General features: G+C 66.4%; 14 protein-coding genes and 1 pseudogene. 7 read left to right on the forward strand and 8 right to left on the reverse strand.

Annotated elements, in window-relative coordinates:
- Positions 1-103 precede the first annotated feature (103 nt).
- From TK49_RS18745 to TK49_RS18755, 3 genes are read left to right on the forward strand one after another with little or no spacing between them, the layout of a single operon-like run.
- Complete coding sequence (locus TK49_RS18745; protein ID WP_045218965.1) at positions 104-3,310, forward strand: efflux RND transporter permease subunit; 3,207 nt, start codon at positions 104-106, stop codon at positions 3,308-3,310.
- Positions 3,303-4,610, forward strand: a complete 1,308-nt coding sequence (locus TK49_RS18750; RefSeq protein WP_045218968.1) for an efflux RND transporter periplasmic adaptor subunit — start codon at positions 3,303-3,305, stop codon at positions 4,608-4,610. Before TK49_RS18745 ends, TK49_RS18750 begins: the two co-directional genes overlap by 8 nt.
- Positions 4,610-6,079, forward strand: a complete 1,470-nt coding sequence (locus tag TK49_RS18755) for an efflux transporter outer membrane subunit (protein WP_205624852.1) — start codon at positions 4,610-4,612, stop codon at positions 6,077-6,079. Before TK49_RS18750 ends, TK49_RS18755 begins: the two co-directional genes overlap by 1 nt.
- A 3-nt stretch (positions 6,080-6,082) precedes the next feature.
- Here the strand turns inward: TK49_RS18755 and TK49_RS18760 are convergent.
- Positions 6,083-7,011: pseudogene (locus TK49_RS18760) on the reverse strand (hypothetical protein).
- A 423-nt stretch (positions 7,012-7,434) separates the two neighbouring features.
- Here TK49_RS18760 and TK49_RS18765 point away from each other — a divergent pair.
- Together TK49_RS18765 and TK49_RS18770 are read left to right on the forward strand one after the other, a co-directional pair.
- A complete protein-coding gene (locus TK49_RS18765; protein WP_045218973.1) occupies positions 7,435-7,791 on the forward strand; it encodes a RidA family protein in 357 nt (118 codons plus the stop codon).
- 13 nt (positions 7,792-7,804) lie between these two features.
- Positions 7,805-9,058: an NAD(P)/FAD-dependent oxidoreductase gene (locus TK49_RS18770; protein ID WP_045218975.1), complete on the forward strand. Its 1,254-nt coding sequence runs from the start codon at positions 7,805-7,807 to the stop codon at positions 9,056-9,058.
- Positions 9,059-9,135: 77 nt separating this feature from the next.
- Here TK49_RS18770 and TK49_RS18775 read toward each other — a convergent pair whose 3' ends face one another.
- The gene (locus TK49_RS18775; protein ID WP_045218977.1) at positions 9,136-9,795 is read right to left on the reverse strand and encodes a glutathione S-transferase family protein; all 660 of its coding nucleotides are present in this window, start codon (positions 9,793-9,795) and stop codon (positions 9,136-9,138) included.
- A gap of 256 nt (positions 9,796-10,051) precedes the next feature.
- On the opposite strand from TK49_RS18775, the gene TK49_RS18780 reads away from it, so the two are divergent.
- Together TK49_RS18780 and TK49_RS18785 are read left to right on the forward strand one after the other, a co-directional pair.
- The gene (locus TK49_RS18780; protein ID WP_045220333.1) at positions 10,052-11,407 is read left to right on the forward strand and encodes a polyhydroxyalkanoate depolymerase; all 1,356 of its coding nucleotides are present in this window, start codon (positions 10,052-10,054) and stop codon (positions 11,405-11,407) included.
- Positions 11,408-11,495: 88 nt separating this feature from the next.
- Complete coding sequence (locus tag TK49_RS18785) at positions 11,496-12,695, forward strand: cupin domain-containing protein (RefSeq protein WP_197742994.1); 1,200 nt, start codon at positions 11,496-11,498, stop codon at positions 12,693-12,695.
- Here TK49_RS18785 and TK49_RS18790 read toward each other — a convergent pair.
- From TK49_RS18790 to TK49_RS18815, 6 genes are read right to left on the reverse strand one after another with little or no spacing between them, the layout of a single operon-like run.
- Positions 12,626-14,101 (reverse strand): M81 family metallopeptidase, encoded by a 1,476-nt coding sequence (locus TK49_RS18790; RefSeq protein ID WP_045218979.1) that lies wholly within the window; start codon positions 14,099-14,101, stop codon positions 12,626-12,628. The two genes, TK49_RS18785 and TK49_RS18790, sit on opposite strands and share 70 nt — an antisense overlap.
- A 19-nt stretch (positions 14,102-14,120) precedes the next feature.
- On the reverse strand, positions 14,121-15,374 hold the full coding sequence (locus TK49_RS18795) for a Zn-dependent hydrolase (protein ID WP_045218982.1): 1,254 nt from the start codon (positions 15,372-15,374) through the stop codon (positions 14,121-14,123).
- An 11-nt stretch (positions 15,375-15,385) separates the two neighbouring features.
- Entirely contained in the window at positions 15,386-16,102 is a 717-nt protein-coding gene (locus tag TK49_RS18800; RefSeq protein ID WP_045218983.1) for an ABC transporter ATP-binding protein, read from the reverse strand.
- Positions 16,099-16,869: an ABC transporter ATP-binding protein gene (locus TK49_RS18805; RefSeq protein WP_045218985.1), complete on the reverse strand. Its 771-nt coding sequence runs from the start codon at positions 16,867-16,869 to the stop codon at positions 16,099-16,101. The genes TK49_RS18800 and TK49_RS18805 overlap by 4 nt, the downstream gene beginning before the upstream one ends.
- Positions 16,866-17,834, reverse strand: a complete 969-nt coding sequence (locus TK49_RS18810; protein WP_045218988.1) for a branched-chain amino acid ABC transporter permease — start codon at positions 17,832-17,834, stop codon at positions 16,866-16,868. The genes TK49_RS18805 and TK49_RS18810 overlap by 4 nt, the downstream gene beginning before the upstream one ends.
- Entirely contained in the window at positions 17,834-18,691 is an 858-nt protein-coding gene (locus tag TK49_RS18815) for a branched-chain amino acid ABC transporter permease (RefSeq protein ID WP_009240143.1), read from the reverse strand. Before TK49_RS18815 ends, TK49_RS18810 begins: the two co-directional genes overlap by 1 nt.
- Positions 18,692-18,766 lie beyond the last annotated feature (75 nt).

Raw genomic sequence — 18,766 nt, forward strand, 5'->3', positions numbered from 1 at the left:
GCGACATGCTGACCGATCGGCCCGGGCGATAGAATGACGGGTCGCCGCCGTTCGAGCGGCGTGCGCCCCTTAACGCCTCGCACCGCAGTTCTGAAACGCCTCCATGTGGATTGTCCAACTCGCGCTGCGAAGGCCGCTGACGTTCATCGTCCTCGCCCTGCTGATCCTGCTGGCGACGCCGTTTACGCTCATGCGTACGCCGACGGACATCTTTCCGGAAATCGACATTCCGGTCGCCAGCATCATCTGGAACTACAACGGGCTGCCTGCCAAGGAGATGGCCGACCGCATCGTGTCGGTCACGGAGCGCAGCCTGACGACCACCGTCAACGACATCGAGCACATCGAGTCGCAATCGTTGGGCGGCGTATCGATCATCAAGGTCTTCTTCCAGCCCAACGCCAACATCCAGACCGCACTCGCGCAGATCGTGGCGAGCACGCAGGCGCAGGTGCGGCAGTTGCCGCCGGGCACCACGCCGCCGCTGGTGATCAAGTATTCGGCGTCGAGCATTCCGATCCTGCAACTGGGGCTGTCGAGCAACACGCTGTCGGAGCAGGAACTCAACGATGCGGCGGTGAACTTCCTGCGCCCGCGCCTGATCACGGTGCCGGGCATTGCCGTGCCGTTTCCGTATGGCGGCAAGAGCCGGCAGATCACGGTCGACCTCGACACGCAGAAGCTGCTGGCCCAGGGCCTGACGCCCGTGGATATCGTCAACGCCGTGGGCGCGCAGAACCTGATCCTGCCGGCCGGCACGCAAAAGATCGACGCCACCGAATACGGCGTCACGCTCAACGGCACGCCGGGCAGCATCGCCGCGCTCAATGCGATTCCGGTCAAGACGAGCAACGGCGCCACGCTCTATCTGGGCGACGTGGCCAATGTGCGCGACGGCTTCTCGCCGCAGACGAATGTGGTGCGTCAGGACGGCCAGCGCGGCGTGCTGCTCTCCATCCTGAAGAACGGCGGCGCATCGACGCTCGATATCGTCAACAACATCTACAAGCTCCTGCCGGCCGCGGCCGCCGTGTTGCCGCAAGACCTGAAGATCACGCCGCTGTTCGACCAGTCGCTGTTCGTGAAGGCGGCCATTGAAGGCGTGATCCGCGAGGCGCTGATCGCCGCATGCCTGACGGCCGCGATGATCCTGCTGTTCCTGGGCAACTGGCGCAGCACGGCCATCATTGCGGTGTCGATTCCGCTGTCGATCCTGTCGTCCATCATCGTGCTGCACCTGATCGGCGAGACCATCAACCTGATGACGCTGGGCGGCCTGGCGCTGGCGGTCGGGATTCTCGTGGACGACGCCACTGTCACCATCGAGAACATCGAGCGCCACCTGCACGAAGGCAAGGAGCCGATCACCGCGATCCTCGACGGCGCCGCCGAGATCGCCGTGCCGGCCTTCGTGTCGACCCTCTGCATCTGCATCGTCTTCGTGCCGATGTTCTTCCTCACGGGCGTGGCGCGCTACCTGTTCGTGCCGATGGCCGAAGCAGTGATCTTTGCGATGCTGGCTTCCTACGTGCTTTCGCGTACGCTGGTGCCGACGCTGGTGATGATGCTCATGACCGGCCACACGCAAGACGCCCGGAAAGCCGACGCAAAACCGAGCACGTTCGGCCGCATCTACCGGGCGTTCAACACGCAGTTCGAACACATGCGCGGCAACTACGCCGCCATCCTCGGCGGGCTGCTGGAATACCGCCGCGTGTTCGCACTGTCGTTCCTGGGCTTCTGCGTGGCGTCGTGCGCCCTGTACCTCGTGCTCGGGCGCGACTTCTTCCCCGATGTGGATGCCGGCCAGATCCGCCTGCACATGCGCGCGCCGTCGGGCCTGCGGATTGAAGAAACCGCACGGCTGGCCGACGAAGTGGAAACCGCCATCCGCGAGATCATTCCCAAGCAGGAGCTGTCGACCATCCTCGACAACCTGGGCGTGCCGAACTCGGGGATCAACCTGTCTTACAGCAACGCGGGCACCATCGGCACGCTCGACGGTGAAATCCTGATTGCCCTGCACGAGGGCGAACGCAAACCCAGCGCGGAATACGTCCGCCGCCTGCGCGAAGAACTGCCCAAACGCTTTCCGGGCGTGGAATTCGCCTTCCAGCCTGCAGACATCGTCAGCCAGATCCTGAACTTCGGCCTGCCGTCGGCCATCGACGTGCAGTTCTCCGGCGCCGACGTGGCAACCAACCAGCAGCTTGCGGGCATCCTGGCCAACCGCATCAAGCAGATTCCTGGCGCGGTGGATACGCATGTGCACCAGCGTTTCGACCAGCCCACGCTCGCCCTGAACATGGACCGCACGCACATCCAGCAGGTCGGCCTGGAAGGGCGCGACGTGGCGCAGAACCTGCTCGTGTCGCTCAGCTCAAGCTTCCAGACCTCGCCCACGTTCTGGCTTAACCCGATCAACGGTGTGGTGTACCAGGTGGCCGTCACCAGCCCGCAGTACCGCGTCGATTCGCTCGACGCGCTGCTGCGCACGCCGGTGGCAAGCTCGCGCGGTGGCGCCGCACAGGCGGGCGGGCCGCAGTTGCTGGGCAACCTCGTGCAGGTGAGCCCCGCGGTGCAGCCGCAAGTGGTGTCGCACTACGACATCACGCCGGTGGTGGACGTCTATGCCGCCGTGCAGGGCCGCGACCTGGGCGCCGTCGCCAAGGAAGTGCAGAAGGCCGTCGACGACATCCGCCCGAAGCTGCCACGCGGCGCGCAGGTCACGGTGCGCGGTCAGGTCAACACGATGGAATCGTCGTTCCTTGGCCTGGGCGTCGGGCTCGTCATGGCCATCGTGCTGGTGTACCTGCTGATCGTGGTGAACTTCCAGTCGTGGATCGACCCGCTCATCATCGTGACCGCCCTGCCCGCCGCGCTGGCCGGCATTGCGTGGATGCTGTTCCTGACGGAAACGACGCTGTCGGTGCCGTCGCTCACGGGGGCGATCATGACGATGGGCGTGGCGACCGCCAACTCGATTCTGTTGATCTCGTTCGCGCGCGAGCGATTGGCCGAAGGCATTGCGCCGGTGCAGGCCGCGCTCGAAGCCGGCGCCACCCGCCTGCGTCCGGTGCTGATGACGGCGCTGGCGATGATCATCGGCATGGTGCCCATGGCGTTGGGCCTCGGCGAGGGCGCAGAGCAGAACGCGCCGCTGGGGCGCGCTGTGATCGGCGGTCTGCTGTTCGCGACCGTCTCGACCCTTTTCTTTGTTCCGGTGGTGTTTGCCAGCGTGCACAACAGATTGCAGCGGCGCGCCGCCCGGCGTAGTGACGATTTGCGGGGAAGCGAAGGACATGTCTGAGCAAACATCCAGTGCCCATCCTGGGGCGCATTCCGGGCATCCCGCGGACGGCCCGCCGCACCACGTCGTCACCGTCGACCCGATCGAACAGGTGGACCGCGCGCCGGCCATGCGCCGTGCACGCTGGGTCGTGATCGTCGTGGTGGTTCTGCTGGCGCTGGGCGCTGGGCGCACGCTGGTCAGCCGCTACTACAACGCGCATGCGCTGGAGCGTCAGGTGAGCGCGCAGACCAGCCGCTACGTCACCACCACTGCACCCAAACCGGCCAACGCCAGCCGCGAGCTGACGCTGCCGGGCACGCTGCAGGGCTACGTTGAATCGCCCATCTATGCCCGCACCAGCGGCTACGTGCTGCGCTGGTTCAAGGACATCGGCGCCCATGTGGACAAGGGCGAAGTGCTGGCGCTGCTCGACACGCCCGAAGTCGACCAGGAACTGAACCAGGCGCAAGCCACACGCAACCAGGCCGCCGCACGCAAGGCGCTGGCGCAGACCTCGCTCACGCGCTGGCAGAACCTGCGCCAGAAAGACGCCGTCTCGCAACAGGAACTGGACGAGCGCACCAGCGCCGCCAACCAAGCCCAGGCGGACCTGGCCGCCGCCGAAGCCAACGTGCGCCGCCTGCAGGAGCTGCAAGGCTTCCGCCGCGTGGTGGCACCGTTTGCGGGTGTGGTGACCAAGCGCAACGTCGATGTCGGCACGCTGGTCAATGCCGGCAACGCGGGCGCCAACCGCGAGCTGTTCACGCTGGCGCAGACCGATCCGCTGCGCATCTACCTGTATGTGCCGCAGGCGTATTCGCAGCAGGTGAAGGTTGGGCAGGACGTGGCTGTCACGCTGTCGGAGCTGCCCGGCCAGACCTTCCACGGCACCATCGCTCGCGCCTCGGGCGCCATCGACGCCACGACCCGCACCATGCAGGTGGAAGTGCAGCTGCCCAACAAGGACGGCCGCCTGCTGCCGGGTGCGTACGTGCAGGTCGCCATCAAGGGCAAATCGTCCGGCGATAGCGCGAGCGCCGGCGCCAGCGCGCAGGGCACCTACCTCGTGCCCACGAACACGCTGCTCTTCCGCAAGGAAGGCCCGCGCATCGCCATCGCAGAAAACGGCCGCGTCGACCTGCGCCCCGTCACCATCGGGCGCGACTACGGCCGCACGGTGGAGATCGTCTCGGGCCTCAAGCCCAACGACGCGTTGATCCTCAACCCGGCCGATTCCATCGAGCAAGGCGAGGCGGTGACCATCGTCACGCCGGCGCCGGCTTCGGCACCGGCGGCATCGGCGCCGCGCGCATCATGATGGGTCGACCGCGGTTGCGCTCTGCCGCGCTGGCGGCTTGGCTGATCGTCTCGCTGGCCGGCTGTTCGCTGGCACCGACGTACGAGCGCCCCGCCATGGACGTGCCGGCGCACTGGCAGACCGAAGCACCGTGGCGCGCCGCGCAGCCCGCCGATGCAGCGCCCAAGGGACCGTGGTGGCAGCGCTTCAACGATCCACAGCTCGACAGGCTGATCACAAAGGCGCTTCAGGAAAACCAATCGCTCAAGGTTGCGCTGTCGAACCTGGAGCAGGCACAGGCGCAGACGCGCGTGGCACGCGCCAGCCTGCTGCCGACCATCACGGCCACCAACAACGACACGCGCACGCGCACCTCGTCGGAACGGCCGCTTTCGTCGTACACCAGTCCGACCATGTCGACCGTGCAAAGCGATTTCGTGGTGCGCGCCGACGTAAGTTACGAAGCGGATCTGTTCGGCCGCGTGCGCAACACCGTCGCCAACGCGGCGGCGAGCGAAGCGCAGGCCGGCGCCAATGCCGAGAACTTCCGCCTGCTGCTGGCCGCGCAGGTCGCCACCACCTGGTACAACCTGCGCGAGACCGATGCGGAAATCGCCGTGGTGCAGGAAGGGCTGGCGCTGCAGCGCAAGGCACTCGATTTCGTCACCTCACGGCATCAGGACGGCGTGGCATCGGGGCTCGATCTGGCGCAGCAACAGGCGCTGGTCGACAGCACCGCCACGCAGGCCGAACTGCTGACCAAGCAGCGCGCGCAGTACGAACACGCGCTGGCCACATTGGTCGGCACACCGGCGCCTGCGTTCCATCTCGACCCGAACCCGCTCAAGGGCACGGCACCGCAGATTCCGGTGGCACTGCCGTCCGACGTCATCGAACGCCGCCCCGACGTGGCGGCCGCTGAACGCGGGGCCGCTGCTGCCAACGCGCAGGTCGGCGTGGCGCGCGCAGCGTTCTTCCCGAGCGTGATGCTCAACGGCGGCGCCGGTTGGGAAAGCCGCGATCTGGCGCTGCTGTTTTCTGCGCCGACGCTGCTGTGGTCGTTCGGCACGCAGATCGCCCAGACGGTGTTTGACGCCGGCCGCACGCGGGCGCGTGTGGACATTGCCAACGCGGCGTACCAAGGTGCGATCGCCAACTACCGCCAGACGGTGCTGGGCGCGCTGCAGGAAGTCGAAGATGGTCTGGCCGGACTGCAATCGCTGGACCGTGCCGCAAGCCAGGCGCGCCACGCCGTGGAAAGCGCCCGCAAGGTCTACGACATTGCCAGCGCGCGCTATGAGGGCGGCCTGGCAACGTCGTTGGACGTGATCACCGCGCAGCAGTCGCTGTTGAACAACCAGCGCACGGCGGTGCAGATTCTCGGCCAGCAGATGACGACGAGCGTGTTCCTCGTCAAGGCGGTGGGCGGCGATTGGAACCTCGTGATGGCCACACCAACGCCCACGTCCACGCCAACGGCCAACCGTTAAGCCTCAGGCAACGGCGCGCAGGAAGCGCGCGCCACAAACAGCCCGGCCAGCCAGCTCAACGTCAGCGCCACGGCAACGAGCAACTCAAGCAGCGCGGTCGCCTCGCCCGGCACGCTCATCGCCAGCGCAATCACTGCGGCCATCAACGCAGCCGCTGCGAACAGGCTGACCAGCAGCGCGCCCAAACTCGATGCGAGTGTGCGTACGAGCGCCGGATGCACATGCGCCGGCGGACACAGCACAGCCATGCGCGCCCGCACGTACGCCGTGGTGCGCGCCGCATCGGTGGCCTCGGCGTGATGGCGCATCACGTGCATCCAGGTTTGCGTGTCGAGCACGCCGGAACTGAGTTCCTGCGTCACGCGGCGCAGCGCAGCGCGTTCGCGCGCATGGTCGGTGGCGTCAGACGGCGTTTCGTTCGGGTTCAGCCTGTCGAACACGGCCGGCGCGGCGGCCGGATCGCTCGCGCGTACCTCGTGCCGATACGTCACGCGCACGCGGCGGGAGCGGGCGAGATACGCGAGCGTCCCGACCGGCACCAACACCTCCGCCGCCAGCAACAGCGCAAGCGGCCATCCCGCCGACGTGGCGCCGGATGCCTGCGCGGCCCATGCCTTGATCCCACCGCTCATGCCCAGCGTAGCGGCCAATTGCAGCAGGCAATATCCCAACCACACCCACGGAAACCAGCGCACACGCAAGAACGCCACCACCACGAGCCCCAACGGAAACGCCAGCCCCGCCAGCGCCGGCAGCCACCGCGCCGCGCCGTCGCCCGTCTCGCCCGATATCAGCACCATGGCGATCGCCAGCACCACCACCAGCGCCGGCAGCGTGTTCAGCCACAGCAGCGTCACCAGCCAGCCGCGAACGCCATACAGCCGATGCGCCCGCGCACGCGCCGCCGATATCGCAATCCAACTTCCTTGCATGAAGCTCCTCATCCGGGTCTGCCACGCAGCGCCGCGGCGCAGCATGGATTTCTGAATTTCGGCGATTGTGTCATTGGGGCAAAGCGGGCGCCCCCCTCTAGAGTGGGGGCGGCAGCACATTGTCGCCAATGACTGGGCCGATCCAATGCCGGCAAGGGATTGCGGGTGATTAGTTGTTCTTAAATCAGATGTTGAAATCACTGAGTGTTGTATCGGCGCCTTATGTGGGCGCATTCGCCGGCAAGCGCCAGCATGTCCGCCGCGCATACCGGTCGGAACCATTTGCATGCGATGTGTGCGACGAGGCTCCTTACACTCGCTGCAACCTCACAGGAAGCCGATATGCGCCCACACCGTCTGCCGCAGTGAGGAGCGCTACCATCGACGCTTCTTTCGCTTTTTTTTGTTCACACCCGAATCGACATGACCGACATCCAACGCCTCCACACCAACGCCCGCATGAGCCAGATCGTGATCGCCAACGGCATCGTGCATCTGGCCGGCCAAGTGCCTGACAGCGACTTCAAGTCGATCACCGAGCAGACCGAGAACATCCTCGCGCGCATCGACGCGTTGCTGGCTGAAGCGGGTGTCGACAAGACGCGTCTGATCTCCGCCAACATCTGGCTGACCGACGCCAAGCACTTCGCCGAGCTGAACGCCGCGTGGGAAGCCTGGGTGCCGGCCGGCCACGCGCCGACGCGCGCCTGCGTGCAGTCGGGCCTGATGCGCCCGGGCATCGATGTGGAGATCGCCGTCACGGCGCTGGCCAAGGGTTAAGGAGCCAACCGCCATGCGCTTTGACACCCTTGTGCTGGGCGCCGGCATTGTCGGCGTATCGGTGGCGGTGCATCTGCAGAAACGCGGGCGCGCCGTCGCGCTTGTCGACCGCCGTGCGCCGGGCTTTGAGACGTCGTTCGGCAATGCCGGGCTGATTCAGCGCGAGGGTGTGTATCCGTATGCGTTCCCGCGCGACCTGTCGACGTTGTTGCGTTATGCGGGCAACACGTCGGCGGACGTGCATTACCACCCTGGCGACCTGCCCCGGTTGCTGCCGTTTCTGTGGCAGTACTGGCGCAACTCCCACCCCACGCGGCACGCGGCGATTGCGCGGGCGTATGCGCCGCTGATCGCGCACAGCGTCAGCGAGCACCGCGCGCTGGCCGAAGCCGCCGGCGCCACGCATCTGATCCGCCCCAGCGGTTGGATCAAGGTCTTCCGCAATGCCGCCACGCAAGACAAGGAAACGCGCAACGTCGAGCGCTGGCAGCGCGAATACGGCGTCGCCTTTGAAGCGCTTGACCCAGCGCGCCTGCGCAGCGTTGAACCGCATCTGGACACATCGCTGCTCGGCGGCCTGCGTTATACGGAAGCGGATTCCGTGAGCGACCCGAACGCGCTGGTCACGGCCTACGCAAGGTATTTCGAGCAACTCGGCGGCCGCCTGTTTGAAGCCGATGCCAACACGCTCACGCCGAACGCCCCGTGGCTGTTGCAAACCAAGGAAGGCGAGCTGCGCGCAGACAACGTCGTCATCGCCATGGGCCCCTGGGCGGACGTCCTCACCTCGCGCCTGGGCTACAGCCTGCCGCTGGCCGTCAAGCGCGGGTACCACATGCACTACGCACCCGCGCAAGGTGCGCAGTTAAACCATCCCGTGCTCGATGCAGACGGCGGTTATGTGCTGGCACCGATGGCACGCGGCATCCGGCTGACGACGGGCGCGGAACTCGCACACCGCGATGCACCGAAGACGCCCGTGCAGCTCAACGCCGTCGAGCCCGTCGCGCGCAAGCTCTTCCCGCTGGCCGAACGTGTGGATGCGGAACCCTGGATGGGCGCACGCCCCTGCACGCCCGACATGCTGCCGATCATCGGACCGGCGCCGCACCACGCAAACATGTGGTTCGCGTTCGGCCATGCACACCACGGCTTGACGTTGGGGCCCATCACCGGGCGCTTAATTGCGGAAATGATGATGGGCGAAACACCGGCAGTGGATGTTCGCCCGTTCCGTGCTCAGCGGTTCTGGGATTCAGCGGGCTAGTTCCATCCGCGCGGGTGCGGGGCGGGTATTTGATCGGCAGGCCATCGTCACGCCGGTCCTTCGGCGCCCTCGCCCGCCTAAAACTCCATATCCAGCTCATCGATATCTGCCTGCTCAGCCTTCGCCCCGGCAATCCATTCGGCGACGTGCGGGTGCTCGAGCACGCGCAGGCAGTACTCGGCAATCTCCGGATCGAGCTTGACGTCATAGGTCAGGAATCGCATGACGACTGGCGCGTACATCGCGTCGGCCATGCTGATCTCGCCAAACAGCCAGGGGCCGCCGTACTGGGCGAGGCATTCGCGCCAGATGAGCGTGATGCGCTCGATGTCGTGCTGCGCGCGGGACCAGATGCGGAAGTTCGGAAAATGTGCGCGCAGGTTCATCGGCAGCGCCGAGCGCAGCGCGCTGAAGCCCGAATGCATCTCACCGCAGATCGATCGGCAATGCGCACGGGCATGTCGGTCGGCGGGCAGCAGCTTGGCCTCGGGCGACAGTTCGTTGAGGTATTCGGCAATCGCCAGCACGTCCCACACCTTGCGGCCTTCGTGCGTGAGGCACGGTACGAGAATCGACGGCGACAGCAGCAGCAATTCCGCGCGCGATGAGGCGTCGATCGGCACGCTCACCGTCTCGAAAGGCAGGCCGCTGAGCTTGGCGAGGAGCCAGCCGCGCATCGACCACGACGAATAGTTGCGACTGCTGATCGTCAGCGTTGTCAGGTCGACGGATTTCATGTCGGTCCCCGGTTGTCCCCGTTTTTCAATCAGGTGCATGACCGGCGTCAGGCACCTTGCCGGTGCGCTGGTTGCACCCGCGCGCTGCAAAGACGCGTGCCACGCCGCACCCCGCATGGATGCCGCGCAAAGCCTGTGCCAGTCATCATCAGCGCGGATGCGGTTTGGCGCCCACCGGCATGTGAGTTGGCACATGTATTGCCTGCTTCGTTCCACCGGCCTTGACGTGTCTTGCGACGCCATCACGGAAGCTGCCATGAACCTGCTCGCGTATCCCCTCTACCAGTGGCTGTCCGAATGCCTGCGGCCCGCGCGTGCATGGGCCTCGTTCTCCCGGCTGGCGATGGCGCAGTGGCCACAGTCGACCGAGCATCCCACTGCCCGGGCAGTGGATGCGTGGCTCGAACTGCTGGAGTGCAGCGCGATCACGCACCGCCGCCCATCGTTCGGTATCGACAGCGTCGAGGTCGACGGCCGCGTGGTGCCGGTCGTGGAAGAGACCGCGATGCAAACGCCGTTCGGAACCCTCGTGCACTTCCGCAAGACCGCGCCCACGCCGCAACCGCGCGTGCTGGTTGCCGCGCCCTTGTCCGGGCACTTCGCCACGCTGCTGCGCGGCACGCTGCGCACGATGCTGGCCGATCACGATGTGTACGTGACGGACTGGCACAACGCGCGCGACATTCCGGTGTCAGCCGGGCGCTTCGGCTTCGATGAATACGTCGGCCACCTGATCGATTTCATCCGCCACATCGGCCCCGACGCACACGTACTGGCCATCTGCCAGCCGACCGTGGCGGCGCTCTCGGCGGTCTCGCTCCTGGCCGCCGACAACGACCCCGCGCAGCCCGCCAGCCTCACCCTCATGGCCGGCCCCATCGATTGCCGCGTGGGCCCCACCGCGGTGAATGCGTTGGCCAACAGCAAACCGATCGAATGGTTCGAGAAGAACCTGATCGGCGTTGTGCCGCCCGGCTTTGCTGGCGAGCAGCGCCGCGTGTATCCGGGCTTCGTGCAGTTGAGCGCGTTCATGTCGATGAATTCGGAACGCCACGTGCAGTCGTTTGAAGAGATGTACTACCAGCGCGCCAAGGGCGACCCGGCCAAGGCCGACACGATCCGCGCCTTCTACGACGAATACCTCGCCACGTGCGACCTCACCGCCGAGTTCTATCTGGAAACGGTCGAGAAGGTGTTTCAGCAATACGCATTGCCGCGCGGCGAGTTGATGGTCGGCGGTCGGCTGGTCGAACCGGCGGCGATCCATCGCACCGCGCTGCTGACGGTCGAGGGCGAGAAGGACGACATCTGCGCGGTCGGGCAGACCGTCGCCGCGCAGGATCTGTGCTCGGGGCTGCCGCCCTACCTGAAGACGCACCATGTGCAGGCCGGTGCGGGCCACTACGGCGTGTTCAACGGCAGCAAATGGGAAAAGCAGATCTACCCGATCGTGCGCGCCACCATCCACGACAACGAGCCCTTCGACGCCAGCACCACCGCCAGTGACGAAGACAACGCGCAGCGCGTCACACTGCGCGCGCTGCTCGATGCGCGAACGTCGAGCCAGGCCGTCACCCGCCGACGCTCGCGCAAGATGGCGCTCACGCACTGACTGTCAGCGAGGCGTCATTCAGCAGGGCGAGTATCGAAGCGGGGCAGGTCATTCTCCATCGATGTTGATCGATTCACGGAGGGTTGCGATGAACACTCACACCACGGAGTTCCAACGCGCTTCGAGCCTGTTGCATCCGGGCGGCAATCCCATCCGCCTCAATACAGGCGACTTCGTTGCGGTCGATCGCCGCCAGGATGCCAAGTACGAAGCGACCTATCGCCCGCAGGCGCTGTACAGCCGCGCCGACGAAGGCTTTGCCGCCAACAACGAAGCCTTCCTGCTGCATGAGGTCGCCACCAACCGGCCGATCTATCTGGAAGACACCGGCCCGACCGATTTCCATCTGCATCTGCCGCCGGGCGCGTTTCAGTTCGTGCTGGTCACCTCGGGCGTATTTACGTTCGACTACGATGGCCGGCTGCATTACGTCGGCCCGGGCTCGGTGATCCTGCAAAGCGCAATCGTGCATCGGCAGCTTTTTTACACGTGGTCGGGCCTGTCGACCGAAGACAACCTGAGCACGCCGCAAACCGTGGTGCCCGACGCACTTTCCATGGGGTGCTCGGGCAAGTTTCTCGAAGCGTTCATCACCGATCCGACAACGTTTCCCAACCCGACGATTGTGCCGTCGGCGCTGATCGACGAAGCCGAGACGCCGCGCATCGCCTGGAGTCATCCAGCACATGACCGGCCGGCTGGCGCCGACTTCTGGGTGCAAGACCCGCTGGAGTTGCATGCGCTGTACAAACCGCTTGCCGGCGACTCCATCCGATCGCCCGGACCGGTCTACGTGCGCGACACCGGCATCGAAGCACCCAGCGGCCAGCTTGTGACGGGACACATCATTGCCACCGACACGCGCGGCCAGTCGAGCCTTCCCAAGAGCCAGGCAGGGGCAGTGGACGCGGCGTCCTTCTCGAAAGGCGAGGTGGTCGTTTACCGCGTCATTCGCGGCACGGCCGAATTCAAGGACGGCGCGGGCAATATGCTCGAGCTGGCCGCCGGCGACGTGGTCACGGCAGGCCAGCATTCGGTCAGGCTCGTCGGCATGGGCGAAGACACGCAGATCCTCCGCCTCGGCCTGCTGAGCAACATCGAAAAGCTGCGCAGCTGGACGCGCGCGCAATGCGACGAGATCGACGGCCTGGCGGGCCGCATCATCAACAGGACAGAGACGCGCCCGCAACGGACCGAAGGTAAGCCGGTCGGGTATCTCTACGAAACCGTCGCGGCATCCAACGGGAACACGGGCCGCTTGAGCGTGGCAAACGGAAAGCGGGTGTAGTCCGAACTCGTCACGCCGCCGCCGTCGCACTCCACCACGGCCCTGGCAATGGGCACGAACACGGGCCGGCAATACATGCGCGACTTCAACAGCACGAAGCGCGCGGCATGCGGGTCCACGCCGATGTGCGTGAAGATGCCGAGGTCCCAATGCTCCTGCGGCGTCTCCGTGACGACGATCTGCGCCGCGCCGATGTCGAGCAGCGCCGTTCGCCCCATGCGGATGCGCTGGCCCGTATAGGTCGGCCCCGTGATGGTGTATTCGCCGTCGCTGATGGCGACCACCTTGCCCGTCAGCGCGCGCGGCACGGGGTAGATGCCGAGCTGCACGAGCGGCACCTTGTCGCCCACTGGCAGCGTGACCGTGGCACCCTCGCCCGCCTCGATCATCGCCGCGACGGCTTCCGGGTCGCACACCGGCCCGACAGCGATGCCGCTCAAGCCTTGCCGCAACGCTTCGTGCAGGACGTGCATGTCGTCGCACGTGCCGCCCGACATGCAATTGTCGCCGTGGTCGAGCAGCAGCACGGGGCCGCTGCCCGGGGCATCGGCCAACTTGGCCGCACGCGCGATCGATTCGGTCAACGGTTCAGAGCGATAGACGAACCCTTCGCGATCAGCCCAGATGGCATCGGCAATGCGTTGCGCCGCAGCGTCGGCGGCATGTTTGTCGCCGTTGCCGACCACCACGACGGAAAGGCACGGCGCGGCAATGTCGGCCAGCCCGAATCCGGCCAGGACGGACACGGCCAGCATGCCGTCATTCTCGGCCTGCTTGGCGAGCGCCACAGCGCGGTGCATCGCGCCTTCGTCGGTGCGGCTGCGCAGGGTGTGCGTGACCATCGGCAGGCGGCGCCACGCGAGCACGGGGTTCGCGCGGCCGGCCAGCTTGTCGAACAGCAGGCGGCCGGCGTGCTCGCCGGTTTCGTACATGTCAACGTGCGGATACGTCTTGAAACTGACTGCGATGTCGGCCAAGTCGATGAACTTCTGCGTGAGATTGCCGTGCAAGTCGAGCGCGACGGCAATCGGCACATCGGGCACCACCGCGCGCAGACGTTCGAGCAGATCGCCTTCGCCGTCGTCGCTGTTCTCCGCGACCATCGCGCCGTGCAGGTCGAGCAACAGCGCATCGCACCCCGGCGCCGCCGCGACGATGGCGTCGCACAACGTGGTGTACGCCTCGGCAGCGACGCGTCCGCTGGGGTTCGCTCCGGCCACGACGGGCACGACGATTTCCGCGCCGGCCGCCTCCGCCAGATCGATGAACGCACCGGCCGCCGTGCGCGTGCCCTTGGCGGCACGGTACGCGTCGGCGCCGTAGTGCGGATGGAACGATGCCAGCGGCGTCGGCACCGGCGAGAACGTATTCGTCTCGTGATTGAAGCGGGCGATCAGGATGCGCATGGGCGGTCGGGGGGTTGTGTCAAACGCGGCCAGCGGCCTGCAGCATTGCGTGCAGCAGCACATTGGCCCCGGCTTCCAGATGTTCGGGGCGGGCGTCTTCGATCTCGTTGTGGCTGATCCCGTCCTTGCACGGCACGAAGATCATCGCGGTGGGGGCCACGCGCGCCAGATAGACCGCGTCATGGCCTGCGCCGCTGATCACATCCATCTCCGACAACCCCAACTGCCGCGCGCCGCTGCGCACCGCGTTCACCAACGTGGCGTCAAACGGCTGCGGCGGGAAGTAGACGACCTGGCGCAATGCGATGTCGATGCCGCTGCGTGTGCGCAACTCCGCCACCGCCTCATGCAGTGCCGCATCCATGTCGGACAACACCGCGTCGTCGGCCGCGCGAAAGTCGATCGTCATCGAAACCTGGCCCGGAATCACGTTGCGCGAATCCGGATGCACGCTCAGGCAACCCACCGTGGCGCGCGCATGCGGCGGGCGCTCGAGCGCGATGCGGTTGGCAATGCCGACGAGTTCTGCGGCGGGCAGCAACGCATCGCGGCGCAGCTCCATCGGCGTGGGGCCGGCGTGCGCTTCCATGCCGGTCAAGACCACGTCGTACCAGCGCTGGCCGAGCGCGCCCGTCACCACGCCGATGGTCGTGGCGTGCGCCTCCAGCACCGGCCCCTGTTCGATATGCGCTTCGAAGTAGGCACCGACGGCTCGGCCGCCAACAGGCTCACTCCCCGCGTAGCCGATACTGCGCAACGCCTCGCCCACGGCCACGCCGTCGCGGTCCTGCGCGGCCAGCACGGCGTCCAGCGCAAACTCGCCGATGAACGCGCCGGAGCCCATCATCACCGGCACGAAGCGCGAACCTTCTTCGTTGGTCCACACGGCCACTTCGATGGGCGCTTCCGTTTCGATGCCCGCATCGTTGAGCGCACGCACCACCTCGATGCCCGCGAACACGCCGTAGTTGCCGTCGAACTTGCCGCCGGTCGGCTGCGTGTCGATGTGGCTGCCGGTCATGACGGGCGGCAGCGCGTTGTTGCGCCCCGGCCGGCGCGCGAAGAGGTTGCCGATGGCATCCACACGCACGGTGCAGCCCGCGGCTTCGGCCTGTGCAACGAAGAAATCGCGGCCTTGCCGGTCGAGATCGGTCAACGCGAGGCGACGCACGCCGCCCTTGGGCGTGGCGCCGATGCGCGCCTGCTGCATGAGCGTGTCCCACAGGCGCGCGCCGTTGATGCGCAAAGTGGTATCGAGTTGGGTGGTCGTCATGATGTGTACGTTTAAGCGGCCAGGCCGACGCCAAGGTAGCGGTCCTTGATGGCGTCGTCGGCGCGGAAGGCTTCGTTGGTGCCGGTGTAGACCACGCGGCCCTGTTCGATGATCACGTGGCGATCGGCGAGCTGCGTGCAGACTTCGAGGTTCTGTTCGACGAGCAGGATGGATACGCCCGCCTGCTTGATGACCTTCAGCTGCGCGACGATCTCTTCCACGATGACGGGCGCCAGACCTTCGACCGGCTCGTCGAGCATCAGCAGGCGCGGGTGGTTCATCAGCGCGCGCCCGATGGCGAGCATCTGCTGCTCGCCGCCGGAGAGGTTGGCGCCGCCGTTGCGCCGCCGCTCATGCAGGCGCGGGAAGATGCGATAGATGTCGGCCAGCTGCCACGGAGAATCCCGCCGCGCGCCAAGCTTCAGGTTTTCCTCCACCGTCAGCAGCTTGAAGATGCCGCGATGCTCCGGCACCAGGCACAGGCCCTGGGCGGCAATACGATGCGGTGGCTGCCCAGCGATGTCCTTGCCGCGAAAACGCACCTGCCCGCCACGCGGCGTCACCACGCCGGCAATCGTCTTCAGGGTGGTCGATTTTCCGGCGCCATTGCGGCCGAGCAGCGTCACGAGTTCGCCCTCGCCCACCGTGAGCGCCACGCCCTGCAGCACGTGGCTCTTGCCGTAATAGCCGTGGAGGTCTGCAACGTCGAGAATCGCCGTCGTCGTCATTTCTTGCCTCCCGTGATCATGTTGCCGAGATACGCGGCGCGCACGCGCGGGTCCGACCGCACGGCGTCGGGCGTGCCCTCCATGAGCACCTTGCCCTGCTGCATGACGGTGATCGTGTCGGAGATGTCCATCACGATGTCCATGTTGTGTTCGATCAGCACGACCGTGTGGTCCTGCGCGAGGCCGCGAATGAGCGCCTTCATGGCGGGCAGGTCGTCCACGCCCATGCCGGAGGTCGGCTCGTCGAGAAAGATCGCGCGGGGGTTGGCGGCCAGCGCCATGCCGACTTCCAGCCGCCGCTGCTGGCCGTGCGAAAGCGCGGCGGCTGGCGTGTCGGCCAGGCGCGGCAACTCAAGCCGTTCGAGCACGCGGTCGACCGTATCGGAGCAGGCCAGATCGCCCTGCGGCAGGCGCCAGCCGTGCATGGCGCGACGCGGCGTGGTGCCGAGTGCGGCCAGGCGCAGGTTCTCGCGCACCGACAAGCTCGGGAACAGGCTCGTCACCTGGAACGAACGTGCGATGCCGCGCTGCACGCGCTGGTAGTCGGCTTCACGCGTCACGTCGTGGCCATCGAAGACGATGGTGCCGCTGGTGATCATGCGCGTGCCCGTGAGCATGTGGAACAGCGTGGTCTTGCCCGCGCCGTTGGGCCCGATGACGGAGTGCACCGTGCCGGGCATCACACGCAAGTCAACGCCGCCCAGTGCGGTGAACTTGCCGTACTGCTTGACGATGCCGGTGGCCTGGAGGATGGGCGTGGTGGTCATGCGCGCTCCTCCTGCACCGCCGGTGCGTGACGCGGCGCGCGCACGCGCTGCCACAGCTTCTGCCCAAGCCCGAACAGCCCGCGCTGCATGAACAGGCTTACCGCAATCAACAGGAAGCCCAGCAGCATCAGCCAGCGCGGCCACAGGCTCGAGAGCCAGTCCGACAGCAACACATAGAACGCTGCGCCCAACACCGAGGCAAACACGTTACCCGTGCCGCCGATGACGGTCATCACCAGAATCATCTCGCTGACGTGGTAGTCGATATTGGCCAGCGGCGCGATGCCCGTGAGCATGGCGTGCAGGGCGCCAGCCAGCCCCGTCACCGCACCGGAGATGACAAACGCGAGCAGCTTGAAGGCGCGCACGTTGTAGCCGACGGCGAGCGCACGTTCTTCGTTGTCGCGAATCGCCAGCAGCGTGCGGCCAAACACCGATTCCGTCACACGCTGCACGAGGAAGAACACGACAAGGAACAGCACTGCCACGAACGCGTAGAACGCCCACGGCGACGCCGCAAACGCCGGACGCGGAATGTCCAGCAGGCCGTTGTCTCCGCCTGTGAGCGACGGCGTGGTGTAGGCCAGGAAATAGAACATCTGGGAGAAAGCCAGCGTCAGCATGACGAAGTACGTGCCGCGCTGGCGGATCGCAAACCAGCCGACCACCGCCGCCACGACCGCGCCCACCACCACGGCCAGGACAAGCGCCACCGGCATCGGCAGCGCCAGTTGTGTGAGGCCGATGCCTGCGGCGTAGCTGCCGAGCCCGAAGAAGATCCCTTGCCCGAACGACAGCAGCCCCGTGTAGCCGAGCAGCACGTTGCAGGCCATCACGGCCATCGCGTAGACGAGCACTTCGGTGGCCAACGTGCCGGACCTCAGCACCAGCGGCAGCAGCAACGTCACGCCCAGCGCCAGCCACCAGAAGCGGTGTCGCGAAATTCCATGGAATGCGGCTTGCATCATCCCCTCCCCAGCAGGCCGTGCGGGCGCAGCAGCAGCACGGCCGCCATCGCCACGTAGATCATCAGCCGCGCGCCCTCGGGCCACAGCGTGCTCATCAGGCTCTGCACGATGCCGACCAGCAGGCCGCCGACCAGCGCGCCCGCAAAGCTGCCCATGCCGCCCACCACCACAACCACGAAGGCGACGCCGAGGGCCTCCACGCCCATGAAGGGTTCCGCGCCGCGAATGGGCGCCGCCAGCACACCGGCCACCGCTGCCGTCGCCGCGCCCAGTGCAAACATCAAGCTGAACAGGCGGAACACGTTGATGCCGAGCAGCGAGACCATCTCGGTCGATTCACTGCCCGCCCGCACCGCACTGCCCAGGCGCGTGCCCTCCAGCAGCCACCACAGCGCGAGCGCCAGCACGGCCGTAAAACCGATGACGAACAGGCGGTATTTCGGGTAGACGAAATCGCCCCACATCACCACGCCCTGCAAGGCATCGGGCGCCGGTACATCGACGCCCAGCGGCCCCCACGCCACGATGATGAGTTCCTGCACGACCAGGGCCAGACCCACGGTGACGAGGATGTGGAATTCGTGCGCCTGCGCGTAGACGTGGCGCAGCAGCACTTTCTCCGTCACCCACGCCAGCGCGCCGATGACGATGGGCGCAAGCACGAGCGCCAGCCAGAAATCCATGCCCATCTGCAGGGCCTGGAAGCAGAGATACGCGCCCAGCGCATAAAACGCGCCGTGGGCGAAATTGACGAAGCGCAACAGCCCGAAGATGATCGACAGCCCCACCGCCAGCAGGAAGTAGAGCATGCCGATCCCCACGCCGTTGACGACCTGGAGCAGGTAGACGTTCATTGCGTTGACCGAAATGGCACTCAGGAAGACAAGCGCCCGTGCCTCAACAGCTGAAGCCAGCCGGGCGTGCCGCAG

Origin of the sequence: Ralstonia mannitolilytica (genome assembly GCF_000954135.1) — a bacterium.
Classification (GTDB): domain Bacteria; phylum Pseudomonadota; class Gammaproteobacteria; order Burkholderiales; family Burkholderiaceae; genus Ralstonia; species Ralstonia mannitolilytica.

Coding starts and splice junctions, on each gene's coding strand:
- TK49_RS18745 (WP_045218965.1), top strand. CDS start 104: ATGTGGATTGTCCAACTCGCGCTGCGAAGGCCGCTGACGTTCATCGTC.
- TK49_RS18750 (WP_045218968.1), top strand. CDS start 3,303: ATGTCTGAGCAAACATCCAGTGCCCATCCTGGGGCGCATTCCGGGCAT.
- TK49_RS18755 (WP_205624852.1), top strand. CDS start 4,610: ATGGGTCGACCGCGGTTGCGCTCTGCCGCGCTGGCGGCTTGGCTGATC.
- TK49_RS18765 (WP_045218973.1), top strand. CDS start 7,435: ATGACCGACATCCAACGCCTCCACACCAACGCCCGCATGAGCCAGATC.
- TK49_RS18770 (WP_045218975.1), top strand. CDS start 7,805: ATGCGCTTTGACACCCTTGTGCTGGGCGCCGGCATTGTCGGCGTATCG.
- TK49_RS18775 (WP_045218977.1), bottom strand. CDS start 9,795: ATGAAATCCGTCGACCTGACAACGCTGACGATCAGCAGTCGCAACTAT.
- TK49_RS18780 (WP_045220333.1), top strand. CDS start 10,052: ATGAACCTGCTCGCGTATCCCCTCTACCAGTGGCTGTCCGAATGCCTG.
- TK49_RS18785 (WP_197742994.1), top strand. CDS start 11,496: ATGAACACTCACACCACGGAGTTCCAACGCGCTTCGAGCCTGTTGCAT.
- TK49_RS18790 (WP_045218979.1), bottom strand. CDS start 14,101: ATGCGCATCCTGATCGCCCGCTTCAATCACGAGACGAATACGTTCTCG.
- TK49_RS18795 (WP_045218982.1), bottom strand. CDS start 15,374: ATGACGACCACCCAACTCGATACCACTTTGCGCATCAACGGCGCGCGC.
- TK49_RS18800 (WP_045218983.1), bottom strand. CDS start 16,102: ATGACGACGACGGCGATTCTCGACGTTGCAGACCTCCACGGCTATTAC.
- TK49_RS18805 (WP_045218985.1), bottom strand. CDS start 16,869: ATGACCACCACGCCCATCCTCCAGGCCACCGGCATCGTCAAGCAGTAC.
- TK49_RS18810 (WP_045218988.1), bottom strand. CDS start 17,834: ATGCAAGCCGCATTCCATGGAATTTCGCGACACCGCTTCTGGTGGCTG.
- TK49_RS18815 (WP_009240143.1), bottom strand. CDS start 18,691: ATGAACGTCTACCTGCTCCAGGTCGTCAACGGCGTGGGGATCGGCATG.